This is a genomic window from Mannheimia granulomatis, assembly GCF_011455695.1.
Classification (GTDB): Bacteria; Pseudomonadota; Gammaproteobacteria; order Enterobacterales; family Pasteurellaceae; genus Mannheimia; species Mannheimia granulomatis_A.
Genome location: NZ_CP015030.1, coordinates 636279 through 653882 on the forward strand (window position 1 = coordinate 636279; position 17604 = coordinate 653882).

The following is a 17604-nucleotide window of genomic DNA, read 5'->3' on the forward strand; positions in this document are numbered from 1 at the left end:
TCGGCTCATTTATCCGTACACGGCTTGTATAGGGAAATAGGAAGGAAAAATATGTTAAAAACCGTAGTAAAAAAAGGTAGCTACCATGACTCGGTGGTATTAATGCTACTCACCAATGCTATTTCAGGCTTAGAGGGGGTGAAAAAAGTGTCAGTAATGATGGCAACCCCAGCCAATAAAGATATTTTTGCACAAAGCGGATTAGATACTCCCGAATTATTAGATGCCACTGCCAATGATATGGTGGTGGTAGCAGACGTTGAGCAAGAAGAATTGATCAATGTCGTAATGGAAAAAGTAGAAGAATTTTTAAAACAAAAATCACAAGCAAGCTCATCTCAAACCGGCACAGAAATAGTGAAGTCTTGGAATAAAGCAACCGCAATATTACCGGATGCAAACCTTGCAGTCATTTCTATTCCGGGGGCTTATGCTGCTTTAGAAGCGAACCGTGCTTTAGATGAAGGTTTGAATGTGTTTATGTTTAGCGATAACGTAAGCGTTGAAGATGAAAAAGCCTTAAAAGAAAAAGCCCATAGCAAGGGGCTAGTTGTGATGGGACCGGACTGCGGTACTGGCATTATCCAAGGTGTGCCGGTAGCCTTTACCAACAGTGTAACCCCGGGTTCTATCGGTATTATTGGTGCATCAGGGACAGGTATTCAAGAACTCACCACCATTATTGACCGTTTAGGCGAAGGTGTGGAAAATGCAATCGGTACAGGCGGACGTGACTTATACGAAGACATCGGCGGTATTACAATGTTAGACACCATCGAAGCGATGGAACAAAACGACAAGGTGAAAGTGCTGATCGTGATTTCTAAACCACCTGCAAAAGAGGTGCGTGAAAAAATCTCTGCACGCTTAAGCCGTTACACCAAGCCGGTCATTACTTTATTCCTAGGCGAGAAACCGGAATTCCATGAAGAGAATTTCTACCACGCTTATACCTTAGATGAGGCGGCACGTTTAGCGGTCGCTTTGGTGCGTAATGAGCCAATCCCGACATTTGCAAAAAATACTGTAAATTCGACCGCTTGTGGTAAAACCTTAAAAGCTTACTATTCAGGCGGTACGCTAGCTGGTGAAGCTGCAATGTTATTGAAAGATGCGTTAAATATTGAAGGCTCAGGTGCGAAAACAGACGGCTTTATGTTTAAACAAGATGGTCACATTGTGGTGGATTTAGGCGATGATGTTTATACTCAGGGTAAGCCGCACCCAATGATAGATCCGGCTAAACGTATTGAGTCTATGCGTGAAGCGGTGGATGATGCAAGTACCGGCGTGATTTTATTTGATATCGTGTTAGGCTACGGCTCACACGAAGATATGGCAGCCGCCTTAATTCCGACTATTGAAGAATTACAACAAAAAGCCAAAGCACAAAACCGTGATGTAGCGTTCGTAGCAACCGTATGTGGTACTCGCAGCGACTACCAAGGTTACGATGAAACCGTGCGTAAATTAAAAGATGCCGGTGTGGATGTATGCGAAACCAATAAAATTGCGGTGGAAAAATCATTAGGTTTACTAGGTTTACAATTTGATGAGCCGGTGAAACCGATTCAAGCCAAAACCGTAATTCAAGGTGAAAACCATCCTGCCTCTGAGCAGTTATTACGCTTATTGTCTGAAAAACCGAAAATTATCAATATCGGTCTGAAAAGCTTTGCAGATGTAGCAGAAAAATTCGGCTGCCAAGTAGTGCAGTTCAACTGGCAACCACCGGCGGGTGGTAATATCCAGCTAATCAAAGCCTTGAATTTCTTAAATGAATATGAGGCGTTGGATATTGATGAGGCTAACCGTAAAGTGATTGCGAAAGTGGTGGCAGCAGCTCCGATCATTCGTGATAACGTGTTGGCGAAAACAGTCATTAAAGAGCTGAACAAAGGTAAAGTGATTTTACACGCAGGCCCGCCAATTCAATACAAAGATATGCCTCATACGGTGCAAGGCTCTTGTGTGGGAGCGGTGTTATTTGAAAAATGGGCAACAGATGAAGCCTCAGCTCGTGCATTATTAGAAAGTGGCGAAATCAAATTTATGCCGTGCCACTACGTCAATGCAGTTGGCCCGATGGGCGGTATTACCACAGCCAATATGCCGGTTTGGGTGGTGGAAAATGCCACAGACGGCAACTTTGCTTACTGTACGATGAACGAAGGTATCGGTAAAGTATTGCGTTTTGGTGCTTATTCTGAGGAAGTGATCACTCGTTTAGAGTGGATGCGTGATGTGTTAGGCCCGACTTTAGGCAAAGCGATTCGCTCTATGGAAAACGGCTTAGCGATAAATCCGCTTGTGGCAAAAGCGATTGCGATGGGTGATGAATTCCACCAACGTAACATTGCTGCTTCAATGTCATTCTTTAAAGAGGTTGCCCCACGCATTACCGCAATGAGTGATTTAGCTGAAAATGATAAATATGATGTAATCAAATTTTTAGCCGATACCGAACAGTTTTTCTTAAATATTATGATGGCAGCAAGTAAAGCGATTATGGATGGTGCAAGAACGGTAACTGATGGTACTGTTGTTACTGCAATGTGTCGTAATGGCGTGCATTTCGGTATTCGTATTGCCGGTATGGGAGATGAATGGTTCGTTGGGCCGGTTAATACGCCACAAGGCTTATATTTCACAGGTTATGACGGCGAAGATGCTTGCCCGGATATTGGTGACTCTGCCATTACCGAAACTGTGGGGGTAGGTGGGATGGCAATGATAGCCGCGCCTGCCGTTACCCGCTTCGTGGGGGCAGGTGGTTATGAAGATGCACTTCGCACCAGTAACGATATGATGGAAATCTGTATCGATCGTAACCCTAACTACATTGTGCCGAATTGGAACTTTCAAGGAGCTTGTTTAGGTATAGATGCACGTTTAGTGGTAGAAAAAGGCATTACGCCTGTCATTAACACAGGTATTGCACACAAAGTCGCCGGCTTCGGTCAAATTGGTGCAGGCACAGTACGCCCACCACTTGCTTGTTTTGAACAAGCGGTGTTGGCGTATGCGAGGAAATTAGGATTTAAAGAATAACTTTTTTGACCTAGCACGAGCTGTGCTGTATAAGCCAAGTCCCTTTGGGACTTTACTGAGCCACAGAGTGGCTCAGATAATAGAACTCTATACAGCTCGGATGTGGTTAGCGGTTATAATGATTTTTAAGGACGAATCATGTCAAAACAAACCATTGTCTTAGCCTTAGGTGGAAATGCCCTCGGTAATAATTTAAAAGAACAGCGTGAAGCTGTGGCAAAAACAGCGAAAGTGATTGTGGATATTTTAGAGCAAGGCAAAAATATTGTGATCACCCATGGTAATGGTCCTCAGGTTGGTATGATTCAACGTGCAATGGATGATTTTACCAAAAGCTCAGGTGATGAAATCCCATTACCCACTTGTGTTGCAATGAGCCAAGGTTACATAGGGATTGATTTACAAAATGCGATTAAATATGAACTGATTTCTCGTGGTATCGACCAAAAAGTGAGTACCATTCTGTCTCAAATTGAAGTAGATGCAAAAGATCCGGCATTTGAAAATCCGGATAAGCCGATTGGGCGTTTCTTAACGGAAGCTGAAGCTCAAGAGTTGGAAGCTAAAGGTTTCCGTACCATGGAAGATGCCGGTCGTGGCTACCGTATCGTAGTACCATCACCAAAACCACAGCGTATTCGTGAATTGGAAACCATTAAAACCTTAGTGAATGCCGGGCATATTGTGATTACTTGCGGTGGTGGCGGTATTCCTGTAGTAGCAGATGAACAAGGGCGTTTAGTCGGGGTGAATGCTGTTATCGACAAAGATAATGCCAGCTCGTTATTAGCCCAAAAACTCAATGCGGATTACTTGGTAATCTTAACTGCGGTAGAAAAAGTGGCGATTAACTGGGGCAAAGCAAATCAAGAGTGGTTATCTGATTTAAGCACCGACCAAGCTCGTCAATATATTGCCGAAGAGCAATTTGCGAAAGGCTCGATGTTACCGAAAGTAGAAGCTGCGTTGAAATTTGCCGAAAGCGGTGCAAACCGTCGAGCATTAATTACCTTATTGGATAAAGCAGCGGAAGGGATTGCCGGCGAAACCGGTACGGTGATTTATTCGTAAAATTGACCGCACTTTGCGAGCCTAGCACGAGCCGTGCTAGGCTAAATAAACCAAGTCGCTTTGCGACTTTGGGGTGCGTTGAGCCACAACGTGGCTCGGTTGATTTAACCCCATATGGCTCGTATGGGGTATATGCAAGCGGTCATTTTTCTACATTTTTTTACAACTTAGGTTTTTCAATCAAAAATGGATATTCCGGTAAACTTTTTTATGTGGTTTATGGCGTTATTGCCAATTATCACATTAGTGATTTTGATGGTGAAATTCCAATGGGGGGCAACAGAAGCTGCACCTGTTGGTTTGTTGATCACCATTTTCAGCGGTATTTTTTTATACCAAGCAGATGTTTCGCTGATTGCGATTGAATCTGCCAAAGGTATTTGGAATGCCTTCGTGATTTTATTGATTGTTTGGACTGCGGTCTTGATGTATCAAGTTAGTGACGCAGCAAAAGCTTTTTTAGTGATTCGCACAGGAATGAGTAAACTCTTCCCAAATGAGCTCTTACTTGTGATGACAATGGGCTGGATTTTTGAAAGTTTCTTACAAGGTATCACAGGCTTTGGTGTGCCTGTTGCAGTAGGGGCACCGTTATTAATCGGTATCGGCGTTCGTCCTTTATGGGCAGTGGTATTGCCGTTATTAGGTCAAGCTTGGGGCAATACTTTCGGTACTTTAGCCGCAGCTTGGGACGCATTAGCGGTTTCGGCAGGTTTAGAAGTGGGGAGCGATGATTACTTCTTAACGGCACTTTGGTCCGCAGCCTTTTTATGGTTCTGGATTGTGGTAACTGGCTTAGCCATTTCTTGGTTCTATGGTCGTGGTAAAGCCTTGAAAAAAGGCTTATTGGCGACTGTGATTATTGCGACCATTCAAGGGGGCGGGGAGTTAGTTTTAAGCCAAGTAAATACTACCATTTCTGCCTTTATTCCGGCCTGTTTGTCTATTTTAGCCATCGTAGTTATCAGCAAAATGAGTATGTATAAAGATAACTGGCGAGTGGAAGATAGCCCGATTATGGACAGAACCAAAACCACCGAAAGCACAGAAAAATTGCCGAATATGAATTTGCTGCAAGCCTTTATTCCTTATATTGTGCTTTCTGTGATGACGTTTGCGATTTTAGTGATTACGCCGGTAAATCAATTCCTATCACAGTTTAAATTTGGTTTTGCCTTCCCCGAAACGATAACAGGCTATGGCTTTGTAAATAAGGCTTATACCTCTTATTCGCCGATTGCGATTTTCACCCATGCAAGTATGTTCTTATTTGTCTCTTCGATTATAGGTTTATTGTATTACAAACATAAAGGTTGGATTGGCAAAGGCGGAACTCAAGCGGTTTTTGCTAAATCAATTTCAATGACAATGCCATCCGGCATTGCTGTTGTAGGTTTGGTGATTATGTCGAAAATTATGGGCGGAACCGGACAAACTGCGGTGTTGGCACAAGGAATGGCAGCAGTGTTAGGAAAATCTTATGTGATTCTTTCCCCGTTTATCGGCTTCCTCGGCACCTTTATGACCGGTAGTAATATGAGTTCGAATATTTTATTTGGTGATTTCCAAATGACAACTTCAAAATTATTGAATGCGAACTCAGCAGCGATTTTAGGGGCACAAACAACAGGTGGGGCAATTGGTAGTGCGATTAGCCCAAGTAAAATTATTTTAGGCACAACAACCGCCAATATTTTAGGTAAAGAGGGCGATGTAATGAAGGCGATTATTTGGATCACTTTATTACCGACTTTATTTATTGGTATTGTGGCTTATTTTGCCTCGCTTTAGGTTGGAGAATAGGAGTAAATATGGCAAATACGTTTTTTAAAACCAAAGCCGGCAAAATGACCTTAGCCTTTATTGTCATTATGTTAGCCTTTGCATTGATTATGTTTGGGATTGATCAAGCTAATAATATGTTTATCCACATTGGATTTATATTGATGGTAGCTGCAATGGTCTATTCACCTATTGATGTATTTATTCTAAACCGAAAAAAATGATATAGGGGCGAATCATCACTCACCCGGAAATGAAAATAATGTCGATAAAAGGAATAAAAAAATGGAGCAAATTACACAACGTATTACGCAAAATTTAGAAACTTTGAAGCAATTTACTGCAACACCAGGGAATGGTTGTACCCGTTTGCCTTTCTCTCAAGAAGCCAGAAGTGCGGTTAATTATTTAAGAGATTTAATGGTTGAAGCAGGCTTGCGAGTGAAAGAAGATGAAGCCGGTAATATTTTTGGTGTACTTGAAGGTGAACAACCTGATTTGCCTTGCGTAATGTCTGGCTCGCACTATGATAGTGTTCTTCACGGTGGAGATTATGATGGTATCGCCGGGGTGGTTACCGCATTAGAAACTGCCCGTTTATTGAAGGAAAGTGGTAAAAAATTTAAACGCAATTTTGTAGTAGTGGGTTTTAACGATGAAGAGGGAATGCGTTTCGGCACAGGCTATTTCGGCTCTGGTGCAATGTTGGGTCTTCGCGATACAGAGTATTGTAAAAAATTCCTAGATAAAGATGGTATTTCGATTTATGAAGCAATGCGTAATTACGGATTAGATCCCGAAAAAGTCCAAAAAGCAAAATGGGAAGAGGGGGCAATCGGGCATTTTATTGAAACCCATATCGAACAAGGTCCAGTATTAGATACACACGGTATTGAAATCGGTTTAGTTACCGGTATTGTGGGGTTGCATCGCCACATGTTTACTGTTCACGGACGTGCCGATCATGCAGGCACAACACCAATGGAAATGCGTTTAGATGCCGTTGATGCAGCATCGAAAGTGATCGCTAAAATTGCAGACTGGGCAAGAGAGAAAAATGATGGTACGGTGGCAACTGTTGGCTATATGAGTGTATTGCCGGGCGGGATTAATATTGTTGCAGAAAAAGTGATTTTCAGCGTGGATATTCGCTCGTTAAATATGGCAAATGTTGAAGATATTACAGCTAAAATTGAGCAAGCATTAGCCGAAGAAACGGCAAAAATCGGTTCAACTTTTGAGAAAGAGACCAAATTAGTTATTCAGCCGGTAGCGTTGTCTGAAAAAATGTTAGCGATTTTAGAGCAATCTAGCAATGCTCACCAGTTTAGCTATAAACGTTTGTCGAGTGGGGCGGGGCATGATTCGTTAGAAATCGGGCAAAAAATTCCAACTGTGATGATTTTCGTGCCAAGCAAAGAGGGTAGAAGCCACACACCGGTTGAATTTACGGAATATCACTATTTTGCTAAGGCTGCGGTATTACAACAAGAGTTGGCGGAAAAATTGTTAGATGAATAGTATCTCTTCCCCGAATAGGGGAATTAGGCGTGCTGTTTAGGGAGAACAAGCGGTTTATTTTTACTAAAAATTTGCAAATTTTCTTCTATTTTTTGCAGGATGAATGATTTTCCCAAAAGGGAAGAAAAATAACTAGAAAATTAAATACAAACATAACTATAAGGAGTATTTGGCTATGTATGATCTCGTTATCACAAATGGGAAGATAGTTTTATCTGATACCATTTTTGACGGTAATATTGCAGTCAAGGCAGGTAAAATCGCAGCGATCTTAGACGATGGTTCTGTGCCAGAGGCTGTTGAGGTCATTGATGTAAAAGGACATTATGTTTTTCCGGGAGCTATTGATACCCACGCTCATCTAAATGACCCTGGCTATGAATGGCGTGAAGATTATGAACATGGTACAGCGGCAGCGGCGGTTGGTGGTTATACAACTATTATTGATATGCCACTACAAAATGAGCCAGCTTTAACCGATGGCAAAATTTTTGATGCTAAAATTGCAAAAGTGTCGCCAAATGCTTATGTGGATTATTGTTTCTGGGGTGGGTTAGTGCCGAGTAATTTTGAACATTTAGGCGAATTAAATGATAAAGGCTGTGTTGCATTAAAATCCTTTATTGGGCCTGTTTCTCCTGATTATGCCTCTCTCAACTACGGTCAAACCTATGAAGCAATGGAAATTATCCAAAAATTCGGTGGACGTGCCGGTTTCCATTGTGAAGATTTCTCAACGATTAAATGGCAAGAGCAAAGAATGAAAAACAAAGGTCGTCTAGACTGGAAAGCTTTCTTAGATTCCCGCCCACTTATCGCAGAAATGCTGGCAACTATTAATATTATTGAAATTGCTAAAGTTACCGGCTGTAAAGCGCATATCTGTCATGTTAGCCACCCTGATGTTGCCCAAAAAATCAAAGAAGCCCAACAAGAAGGCTATGATATTACCGCAGAAACCTGCGCTCATTATCTCTGTTTTAGCGAAGATGATGTGATTGAAAAAGGTCCGTTATTTAAATGTGCACCGCCGTTACGTTCTAAATCTGATGTTGATCGCCTTTGGGATTATGTGGTTGACGGTACATTTAGCGGTATCGGTAGCGACCATTCTCCTTGTTCTTATGATGAAAAGCACAATGAAATTTTAGGCCAAAAAATTGAAAATGTGTTTGATGTTTGGGGTGGTATTAGCGGTATTCAAAGCTGTGTGCAAGTGGTGTTCTATGAAGGCTGTGTAAAGCGTGGTATTTCGCCGACTGTTCTAGCTAATGCCATGGCAAAATTACCGGCTAAAGCATTCGGTATTTATGGACAAAAAGGCGATATTCAAATTGGTTTTGATGCGGATTTCACTATTATTGATCCAAATAAAGAATGGGAAATCAAAGCAGAAGAACTACAGTATGTGAATAAAATATCTGCTTACGTGGGTAAAAAAGGTAAAGGCTTACCGGTTTGCACCATCGTGCGTGGTAAAGTCATCGCCCAAGACGGTAAATTAACCGACAGCAAAGGTTTTGGTAAATTCATCCGCAAAACACAACAAGGAGTATAACTATGATGGATAATAAAGAACTCAATCCTGAGTTGGCTAGAGGAGTTAATCCTGATCTTCAGCCGACCAAGGAGCGAATTATGGATAATTTCTCCTATTGGGCAAGCTTCTTAGGAGGCTGTGTATCTATCGGTACATTCTCAATGGGAGCAAGTTTAATCGGGGCATTAACAGTAACACAAGCAATTTTGGCAATGTCAATTGGCTGTGTGGTTATTGCTATCGGCTTAGTGCTAATTGGTAATGGAGGTCATAAATACGGTATTCCATTCCCAGTTCAATTACGCAGCTCTTTTGGTACTACAGGGGTGAAAATCCCGGGTATTTTACGTGGTGTACCAGCTATTGTTTGGTTCGGCTTCCAAAGCTGGGTGGGTGCCGGTGCCATCAATATGTGTTTAAATCTCCTATTTGGTTTTGATAATTTACCGATTGTTTATGTGCTATTTACCGCATTACAAGTTGCTTTATCGATCAGCGGCTTTAAAGGCATTAAATGGTTAGAAAATGTGTCTTGCGTTTTCTTAATTGGTATTTTGGCATATATGCTTTGTGTCGTAAAAACCCAGTTCTCGGTGGAAATCGGTAACCGTTTTTCAAGCATTGAAGGCTCATGGGGAATGCCATTCTGGGCGGCAACCACGGCATTCTTAGGTATTTATTCAACTATGATCTTAAATGCCTCAGACTATTCCCGCCACGTAAAACAAGGCACAGGCTCAGTCACAACTGGCGTTATCTATGTGCTTTCTATTTTACCTGTAACGCTCTTTATGGGATTAATCGGGTTATTAGTCACCGCGGCAACAGGCAACAGCGACCCAATCCAAGTTTTTGCAACAGCGATGGATAACAAATTCTTAACGGTAATTACTTTATTATTTATCGCCTTTGCGCAAATTACGACTAACGTGCTTAACAACATTGTACCGCCATCATATATTTTAATGGATTCATTCAAAATGAAATGGTCACACGCAACCATTTTAGTGGGTATTCTTTCAATGTGTGTAATGCCATGGAAATTGGTAACAGCAGAATCGGCTGATGGCTTATCGTTATTCATTAAAATCTACTCTGCATTCTTAGGTCCGATCTTTGCGGTAATGGTGGTAGATTATTACATCTTGAGAAAACAAAAACTCAATGTAAACGATCTCTACAATAAAGACGGTATTTTCAAAGGTATTAACTGGGCAGCGATTATTGCGATTGCTATCGGTTCACTCTGCTCATTGGTTATTGTTGATCTTTCTTGGTATGTGAGCTTGCTCCCATCAGGTTTAAGCTACTACATTTTAATGAAATCACTCAAAAGCTCAGAATCTTTCCGTAAAGGCACGATTTTAGAGCATAAATAACAGATACAAGCGGTAAAATTTTACCGCTTGTATAAGATGACTGAACATAAAAACGGCTAGTATTAAAGCACTAGCCGTTTTTATGTTGTAAAAAGTTAGAATTATTTTTCTGCGTCTTTATACACTGCTAAGGCAGCCGCTACAGCATCACCCGAAGGTACTTTTACTTTATGGCTTAATAATACGGCTTCTAACGCGCCTAAGGTTAATAACACGTTGCGTTTTTGGCTCGAGAAGCCCATATTGCCCACACGAATTACTTTGCCGTCTAACGGGCCGAACGAGGTGGCTAATTCGATGCCGAAGTGGTTTAAAATATCGCTACGCAATGCCGGTCCGGTAATGCCCTCCGGAATGTGGAATGCGGTTACCACCGGGGCTTTGTGTTTGCGATCACCGAAGATTTTTAAGCCCATTGCTTCTAAACCGGCACATAGTGCTTTGTCGTTTAAAATATGGCGGGCAAAACGGTTTTCCAAACCTTCTTGTAAAATAATACGTAAGGCTTCATGAATACCGTATTGAGCACTGGTTGCTTCCGTGTGGTGGTTTAAACGGCGTGGGCTCCAATAATCTTGTAACTGTGCTAAGTCTAAGTAGTTACTTGGAATTTGCGGTAATGTGCCATCCACATCAGAGTCCACACGAATGCCTTGTTCTACACGCTTACGTTTTGCAATAATCTCTTCAATGCGTTTGTTATAAGTAATTAATGCCGTGCCTGAGGGGGCCGAGATACATTTTTGTGTTCCACCGATACAAGCGTCAATACCCCATTCATCTACACGAATATCCACACCGCCTAAGGTTGCAACCGTATCGACAATTAACATGGCATCATATTGTTTACAAAGTTTGCCGATTTCTTCTAATGGTTGCATCATTGAGGTTGAGGTTTCACCGTGAATAATCGCAACAGCTTTATAGCCACCTTTTTTCAATTCAGCTTCGATCTCTTCAGGCTCGAAAACGGTTCCCCATTCTCTTTCAATAATCGTAATATCAGCGCCGCTACGAGATAAAATTTCATTTAATAAATAACCAAAACGCCCAAATGCAGGAATCAATACTTTATCGCCCGGGCAAATTGCCGCTGTCAGCACGGTTTCTAAACCACCACGAGAGGTTGAGTTGACCACATAGGTTTGTTCATTTTTAGTTTGGAAAAGGCGGCGTTCCATTTCCATGGTTTCATTCATAAGTGAGGTAAACTCAGGGTCAAATTGCCCTAAAATTGGGGCTGACATAGCACGTAATACACGCGGGTCTGCATCTGTCGGGCCGGGGCACATTAATAAACGTGGGGAAGGATTGATTTCTCTGAATTGCATAATAATTTTCCTATATTTTATTTCAATTAAAAAAACTTATGGATTCTACAATAAAAATTTGTGATTACCCAATATTTTGGAATGTTATATAAATTTTTGCACAAATTATTTATGGATTGTTTGAAATTTATTCGCTTTTATTACTAGGTGATAACCCGAAATAGCGTTTATATTCTCGGCTAAATTGGCTTGGGCTTTCGTAGCCGACTTCGTAAGCAGTTTCTGAAATTGCTTTACCTTGCTTAATCAATCTTTGTGCCTCCGTGAGCCTTAGTCGTTTTTGATATTGCAATGGCGACATTCCGGTGACTTTTTTGAAGTGATTGTGAAAACCTGATACCGACATACTGCTTTGATAGGCGAGCATTTCAACCGTAAACGACTGACTTAAATTCCGCTCAATCCATATTGCCGCCCGGCTGATCAGATGGGTATGCGAATCTTGCTTAAGCAGATTTTGTAATTTTTCGCCTTGATCACTTTGCAACAGGCGGTAATAAATTTCCTGTTGAATTAGCGGGGCAAGAAAGTCAATGTCATTTGGTGTTTCGAGCAAATTCAGCAGGCGAGTAAACGCATTTTCTAGCCCACTTTCAAGTTGCCATTGTCCGAACGCGGTCTGATTTTCGGCTTTTTTTACAAAATTTTTTGGCAACTGAGCCAACACTTTAGCTACAGTTTGCAAATCAATTTTCATTGAAATGCCCAAATAGGGCTCGTTCTCAGTTGCCTGTGGAATTTCTATAGTAACAGGCAAATTCACAGGGCAAAACATAAACTGCCCCTGCCCAAATAGATAACATTCTCCGCCATTACAAATTTGTCGCCTCTGTTGTAGCACAATACAAATACTCGGCTCTTGAATATAGGAAGAAAGTTGAGTGGGCTGGTCACAACAGTGAATTGTTAAGCCTTGAATAGGCGTGTGCCACACTTCATTTTTGGGTGAAAGAGCGGTTAAGCGTTGGATTAAATCTGAAGTAAACATCTAAAGAATTAGGCAAGGAATTTGGAGAAATCGTATAACAGTTCGGCAAATTGAGCAATATAATTTGCACCATTCCAACAGGAAACGAATTTCACACAATATTAGTGGAGAACATTTTAAAAGATGAGGAAGAACATTTAGCGTGGTTAGAATCCGAAATAAGCTTATTAGACCGCTTAGGTGAACAACTTTATCTAGCTAAAAGAGCATAAAAAATGAGTGTGTTTGATAAAAATGATTTAACCAACCAATTTGAACAAGCGGTAAAAAGCCCCGAATCCGAATTGAACACTTTGCAAGAGTGGCTTTATCAGCAAATTCCAGCCATAGCGTTACTTGATGTTCGGCTTGAACAAGCTGACTTACAAGCGGTGCGTTTGCGAGCAAATTTTGCTAAAAATTGTAATCACCATAATACGATGTTTGGTGGCAGTATAGCGTTGATAGCTACCGCTTGTGGCTGGGTATCTGCGTTTGTGCAATCCAATTATAATGTTCATATCGTTATCAAACAGAGCGAAATTGATTATATCTTACCTGTAACAACTGATTTAGTTGCACTTTGCCAACCAGTTTCTGTTGAGCAAATTAAAAAATGTCAAAAAATGCTACAACGCTTTGGCAAAGGTTCGCTCAACATTGAATGCCGATTATTAAGCAATAATCAGTTATCAGCACATTGGAGAGGAGAGTTTGTTATCTATTCTGGAAAGGGTTAAAGATCAACCTGTAAAAGCGGTATTTTTATAGGTTTTTATAAAGACAGAGAATTAGGCAAGTAATTTGGAGAAATGCAATAACGATTTTTTCATATTCTACCTATAATACTCTCCATTCCAACATATTCACTTAGTTTACTTAGGAGTTTACAATGAAAATTTTTTACCACACTTCAGCAACTGCAACAGGTGGCCGTGATGGGCATACTCGTATTGATGATGGCTCAGTCGGCTTTGATTTAGTCGGTTTCCAAAACGAAACAGGCAAACAAGGTACAAACCCTGAACAGCTTTTCGCAATGGGTTATGCCGCTTGTTTTGACAGTGCGATGAACCACGTTGCCCCAACGTTAGGAATTAAACCAACCAAATCCTCTACAAGCGTAGCGGTGGGGATCGGGCAAAAAGCAGACGGTGCATTTTCGTTAGATTTAGATATTACCATTACTGTTGAAGGCGTCAGCGAGGCAGAAGCACGTAAGCTGATTGAAAAAGCACACGAAGTTTGCCCTTATTCCAACGCGGTGCGTGGCAATGTGGAAACGCGTTTGCACGTGAATTTAATTCAATCTTTTGATTTATAATGACAAGTGGTCAAAAAATTGCAAAATTTTGCAAGAATTTGACCGCTTGTTGATCTGCTCCTATTAAACTTGGACTAAATAACCAATTAAGGTGTAGGGCATACAGAACGCAGTCCTTGAATTAAATGAATCTAACTTTTTGTCGTCAGATCACTATTCAGGGCTTATTTTACTTGGAGAGTAATCTTTCCACCAAAGAGGTGTAGATATTCACACCTGTTAAGAGTTGTTCCTCATCAAAATCAAATTCGGCTTGATGGTGTTCGGCGGCTCTATCCGCTCCGATAATAAAGTATATTGCTTTTCCACCGTTATCTTGTACTCGTCGCCCTAAAACAGTGGCATCTTCGCTGGCGTTGAAGGCATATTCTCTATCACTGCTGTGAACCTGTGGCTGTGCGATAGCAATCTCTTTAATGAGTTCTACTAATTCAGCATCATTATGCATATCCACCGCTTCACCCATAATTTCGGTTTCATATTCTACATCAAAGCTAATTGCAATCCCTTTAGCAATTTGCATCACTTGATCCACCATATACTGATTGATCTCTTTATTTTCGCCTCTTACTTCAAGTTTAATCTCGGCATCGGCTGGGATCACATTTCGCCCGGAACCTGCTTTAAAAACGCCGACATTAATTCTCGTCATACCATCGCCGTGGCGGGAAATCCCGTGCAGTTGAGTAACTGCATGAGCGGCTGCAAGTAACGCATTATGTCCTAAATGGGGAGCTGCCCCTGCATGTGCCGGTTTGCCTTTGTAGCGAATATCAATTTTGGTGGTGGAAAGGAAATTTTTCGGATCCGCCAACACCGTGCCGGAATTGGCACAAAAGCTGATATGCGAGCTGGCAAAATAATGGGCATCATCAATTACACCGCTTGCGGCAATGGCTGCAGCACCCCGTACGCCTTCTTCTGCAGGTTGGAAGACAATTTTTACTTTGCCATTGAGTTTATCTTTATTCTCCATTAACCAATGAGCAACACCTAAGCCGATGGTAATATGTCCATCGTGACCACAAGCGTGCATTTCACCTTCGTTGATGGAAGCAAATCCAAGTTGGTTAGCTCGGTGCTGTGGCGATTTGGTTTCGCACACATCTACACAGTCAATATCAAAACGCAGGGCAACGGTTTTGCCCGGTTTGCCAGAATCAAACACCGCCACACAGCCTGTGTAGCCGTCCATTTTGTCTAACCATTTTTGGTTCGCTCCATAGTTAATGGCTCGTTGGATGCCTTTTTCGACAATCGCTTTATTGCGGCCACGTACAAAATCCGGATGGATAATTTCTTTACCTAATAGAATTTGGAATCCGATAGCCTCTAAATAATCAGCGATTTTGCTGGTTGTCCAAAATTCGCTCCAGCCTGTTTCTGGAAATTGGTGAAATTCACGGCGTAATTGAATCAGTTGTTCTAATGAAAGGCTCATGATGTTCTCCTCATTAAGAAAATGCCCTTACCATAGGTAAAGGGCAATTTGGTTATAGCATAAATAATGCAAGGAATAGGGTAGCAAGGATCATTCCCGGAGCGGTTCGTTTGATCATTTCAACCGGATTCACCCCAGCAATACCGGCACACACAATCACCACGCCTGCAATTGGGGAAGCGGTTCGACCAATCGCCCCTGCAATAGCGGCTGCCATACCTAAATTCACGTGGGTGTAACCTAATTCGGTCGCATGTGGTGTAACAGCGGTGTTAAAGGCAATAGCGGCAGCATCGCCCGAGCCGGTTACCACACCCATTAGGAATGGACCGATAGTTGAACCCCAGCGGACAAATTCGTTTGAGTGTTTTAAAAATTCAATGGCCGCATCAATTGCACCGGTGGCTTTTAAGCCTGCCACAAAAACACCAGCAGCAATGATAATGCCTAATACATTTGCATAGGCATTGCCCATACCGTTAAAGAATTCATTGGTAATTTTAGCCGGTGAAGTACGGGTAACAATGAGACCATAAATAGCGCCGATTAACATTGCTTGAGGCACGCCCATTTTGGTCCAATTTAACCAACTTATCTGCTGTAAAGAAGTACCGCCAATAACTAAGATCACTAATGGCACTAAAGGGGCAATTGCAAATAACAGGTTAGTTTTGGTTTCAGCTGTGTGAGTGTGATTTGATTCAGCTAAATAAGCATCACGGTGCTCTTTGCCGTAATCTTTTAAGATGATTGCGATAATAGTCAGCATTACTGCACCAATTGCTCCAGCTATCATCGTATAAGGTGCGTGAGAGAGATTGACTTCAGTGATAGTTAAGCCGGACATTTCGCTAATCATCGCAGAATGTGAGGAACCTGGGCTCATCATTGAACCAAATGTACCGGCAAGAATCGCTGCACCAGCGGTGGCAGGGCGAACGCCTGAAGATTTTAGTACCGGAATTAAGGTTGCCCCCACAGCAGCCGCACAGCCCGCAGCCGATGGAATAGCAATATTGATAAAGAAGGTGATAATAGTTGCTACAGGAATTAAAAAGAATTTTAATCCGCTTAACGGCTTCGTTAATAATTGGACGAGGTGGCTATCGCATTGGGTATATTTCATTACATACGCAAAACCCATGCTCGAACAAATCGCCATAATTAACCCGCCTGAGGTCATACTTTTAGCAAAAGCATCAAGAGCTGCCATTGGTTGCAGGGTCAAAATAGCCATACCTAACCCGATAGCAATGAGCACTGTACGGGTTTCGTGTTTTTTGATTAATAGATAGATGGTTGCAATAATCCCGACTATTGCAATCACAAGATTGAAGGTTTCCATAGATTATCTCCTTAATAGGTAAAAGTTGAATATGGTTCAAGGGTTTTTAATTGCATAGCTTGGCTGAACTGTAATACAGAATTTTCTCCTAAAACGACCGCTTGATCTCCTTTGATCTGTAAGGCAGTGCCTTCCGGTAAGCCATAAACCAACGCAGTTGGATTAACAGTCAGAAATTCTGCTAAGCGTTCTTCTCTGCTTTCGCCATTATGACCTTGAATTTTGCCGGAAATAAAATGCGGATTAATTTGATGAGGAAATAAATTTAATGCTTGAAAGGAGGGCGGATAAGTTATTGGCATATCATTAGTAGTCATAATTGAACTGCCCGCCACATTTGCACCTGCACTCCAACCAAAATAGGGTGTACCGTTCTCGACTTTTTGGCGAATACAGTCTAACACATTGTTTTCATACATCTGCTTGAGCAAACAGAATGTATTACCGCCACCAACTGCGATTACATCGGCTTGTTCAATAATGTCGGTGTGTTTAGTGCCTCGATGCACGGAGATAATTTCTAATTCTAAATCAGCTAGTGCGGTTTTAACGGTACTTTCGTATTCATCATAGCTACGTCTAACACCGGCATAAGGTAAAAAAGCGACTTTTTTACCTTGGTAATCTGCTAAAAAGCTTTTTAACCACGGAATAGTGTGGACCAAATATTCCGTATTTTTGTACTTAGAACCACTCATTAATAACATTGTTTTCATCGTAATTTCCTTTTTATTTCATTTTAAATATATGAATAAAGTTTGATACAGATAAACATTTTCATGTTTGAGCTTAGCTATGATTATAGCTGGCTTAGAATAAAAAGGGGTGATTTATGTCAAGTAATAGGCAAAG

The 17604-nt window shown here is 41.5% G+C and carries 14 protein-coding genes; 9 read left to right on the forward strand and 5 right to left on the reverse strand.

The genetic code is table 11. The features are described from left to right. Positions 1-51 precede the first annotated feature (51 nt). The 7 genes from fdrA (at position 52) to A4G16_RS03205 (ending at position 10344) form a co-directional block, all read left to right on the forward strand. A complete protein-coding gene (gene fdrA / locus A4G16_RS03175; protein ID WP_165888662.1) occupies positions 52-3051 on the forward strand; it encodes a DUF1116 domain-containing protein in 3000 nt (999 codons plus the stop codon). A gap of 138 nt (positions 3052-3189) precedes the next feature. Continuing rightward, positions 3190-4122 carry a carbamate kinase gene (gene arcC / locus A4G16_RS03180; protein WP_165888663.1) on the forward strand — a complete coding sequence of 311 codons (933 nt, stop codon included), beginning with the start codon at positions 3190-3192 and terminating at the stop codon, positions 4120-4122. A gap of 186 nt (positions 4123-4308) precedes the next feature. Further along, positions 4309-5913 carry an L-lactate permease gene (locus tag A4G16_RS03185; protein WP_165888664.1) on the forward strand — a complete coding sequence of 535 codons (1605 nt, stop codon included), beginning with the start codon at positions 4309-4311 and terminating at the stop codon, positions 5911-5913. 20 nt (positions 5914-5933) lie between these two features. Next, positions 5934-6128, forward strand: a complete 195-nt coding sequence (locus tag A4G16_RS03190) for a hypothetical protein (protein WP_165888665.1) — start codon at positions 5934-5936, stop codon at positions 6126-6128. Positions 6129-6189: 61 nt separating this feature from the next. Next, a complete protein-coding gene (locus A4G16_RS03195) occupies positions 6190-7425 on the forward strand; it encodes a M20 family metallo-hydrolase (protein WP_165888666.1) in 1236 nt (411 codons plus the stop codon). 175 nt (positions 7426-7600) lie between these two features. Then, complete coding sequence (allB, locus tag A4G16_RS03200) at positions 7601-8983, forward strand: allantoinase AllB (protein WP_165888667.1); 1383 nt, start codon at positions 7601-7603, stop codon at positions 8981-8983. Between the two features lie 2 nt (positions 8984-8985). Beyond that, complete coding sequence (locus A4G16_RS03205; RefSeq protein ID WP_237052386.1) at positions 8986-10344, forward strand: NCS1 family transporter; 1359 nt, start codon at positions 8986-8988, stop codon at positions 10342-10344. Positions 10345-10445: 101 nt separating this feature from the next. Here the strand turns inward: A4G16_RS03205 and A4G16_RS03210 are convergent, their stop codons facing one another. Next, the gene (locus A4G16_RS03210) at positions 10446-11675 is read right to left on the reverse strand and encodes a pyridoxal-phosphate-dependent aminotransferase family protein (protein WP_165888668.1); all 1230 of its coding nucleotides are present in this window, start codon (positions 11673-11675) and stop codon (positions 10446-10448) included. Between the two features lie 127 nt (positions 11676-11802). Then, positions 11803-12663 carry an AraC family transcriptional regulator gene (locus A4G16_RS03215; protein ID WP_165888669.1) on the reverse strand — a complete coding sequence of 287 codons (861 nt, stop codon included), beginning with the start codon at positions 12661-12663 and terminating at the stop codon, positions 11803-11805. Between the two features lie 215 nt (positions 12664-12878). Between A4G16_RS03215 and A4G16_RS03220 the strand changes: the two genes are divergently transcribed. Beyond that, positions 12879-13382 (forward strand): YiiD C-terminal domain-containing protein, encoded by a 504-nt coding sequence (locus A4G16_RS03220; protein ID WP_165888670.1) that lies wholly within the window; start codon positions 12879-12881, stop codon positions 13380-13382. Positions 13383-13534: 152 nt separating this feature from the next. After that, positions 13535-13966, forward strand: a complete 432-nt coding sequence (locus A4G16_RS03225) for an organic hydroperoxide resistance protein (protein WP_165888671.1) — start codon at positions 13535-13537, stop codon at positions 13964-13966. A 169-nt stretch (positions 13967-14135) separates the two neighbouring features. Here the strand turns inward: A4G16_RS03225 and A4G16_RS03230 are convergent, their stop codons facing one another. The 3 genes from A4G16_RS03230 to pepE are packed head-to-tail and all read right to left on the reverse strand — an operon-like array spanning position 14136 to position 17468. After that, positions 14136-15407: a M20 family metallo-hydrolase gene (locus A4G16_RS03230; protein WP_165888672.1), complete on the reverse strand. Its 1272-nt coding sequence runs from the start codon at positions 15405-15407 to the stop codon at positions 14136-14138. A gap of 52 nt (positions 15408-15459) precedes the next feature. Then, a complete protein-coding gene (gene dcuC, locus A4G16_RS03235) occupies positions 15460-16752 on the reverse strand; it encodes a C4-dicarboxylate transporter DcuC (protein WP_165888673.1) in 1293 nt (430 codons plus the stop codon). 11 nt (positions 16753-16763) lie between these two features. Beyond that, positions 16764-17468 carry a dipeptidase PepE gene (gene pepE, locus A4G16_RS03240; protein ID WP_165888674.1) on the reverse strand — a complete coding sequence of 235 codons (705 nt, stop codon included), beginning with the start codon at positions 17466-17468 and terminating at the stop codon, positions 16764-16766. Between the last annotated feature and the right edge of the window lie 136 nt (positions 17469-17604).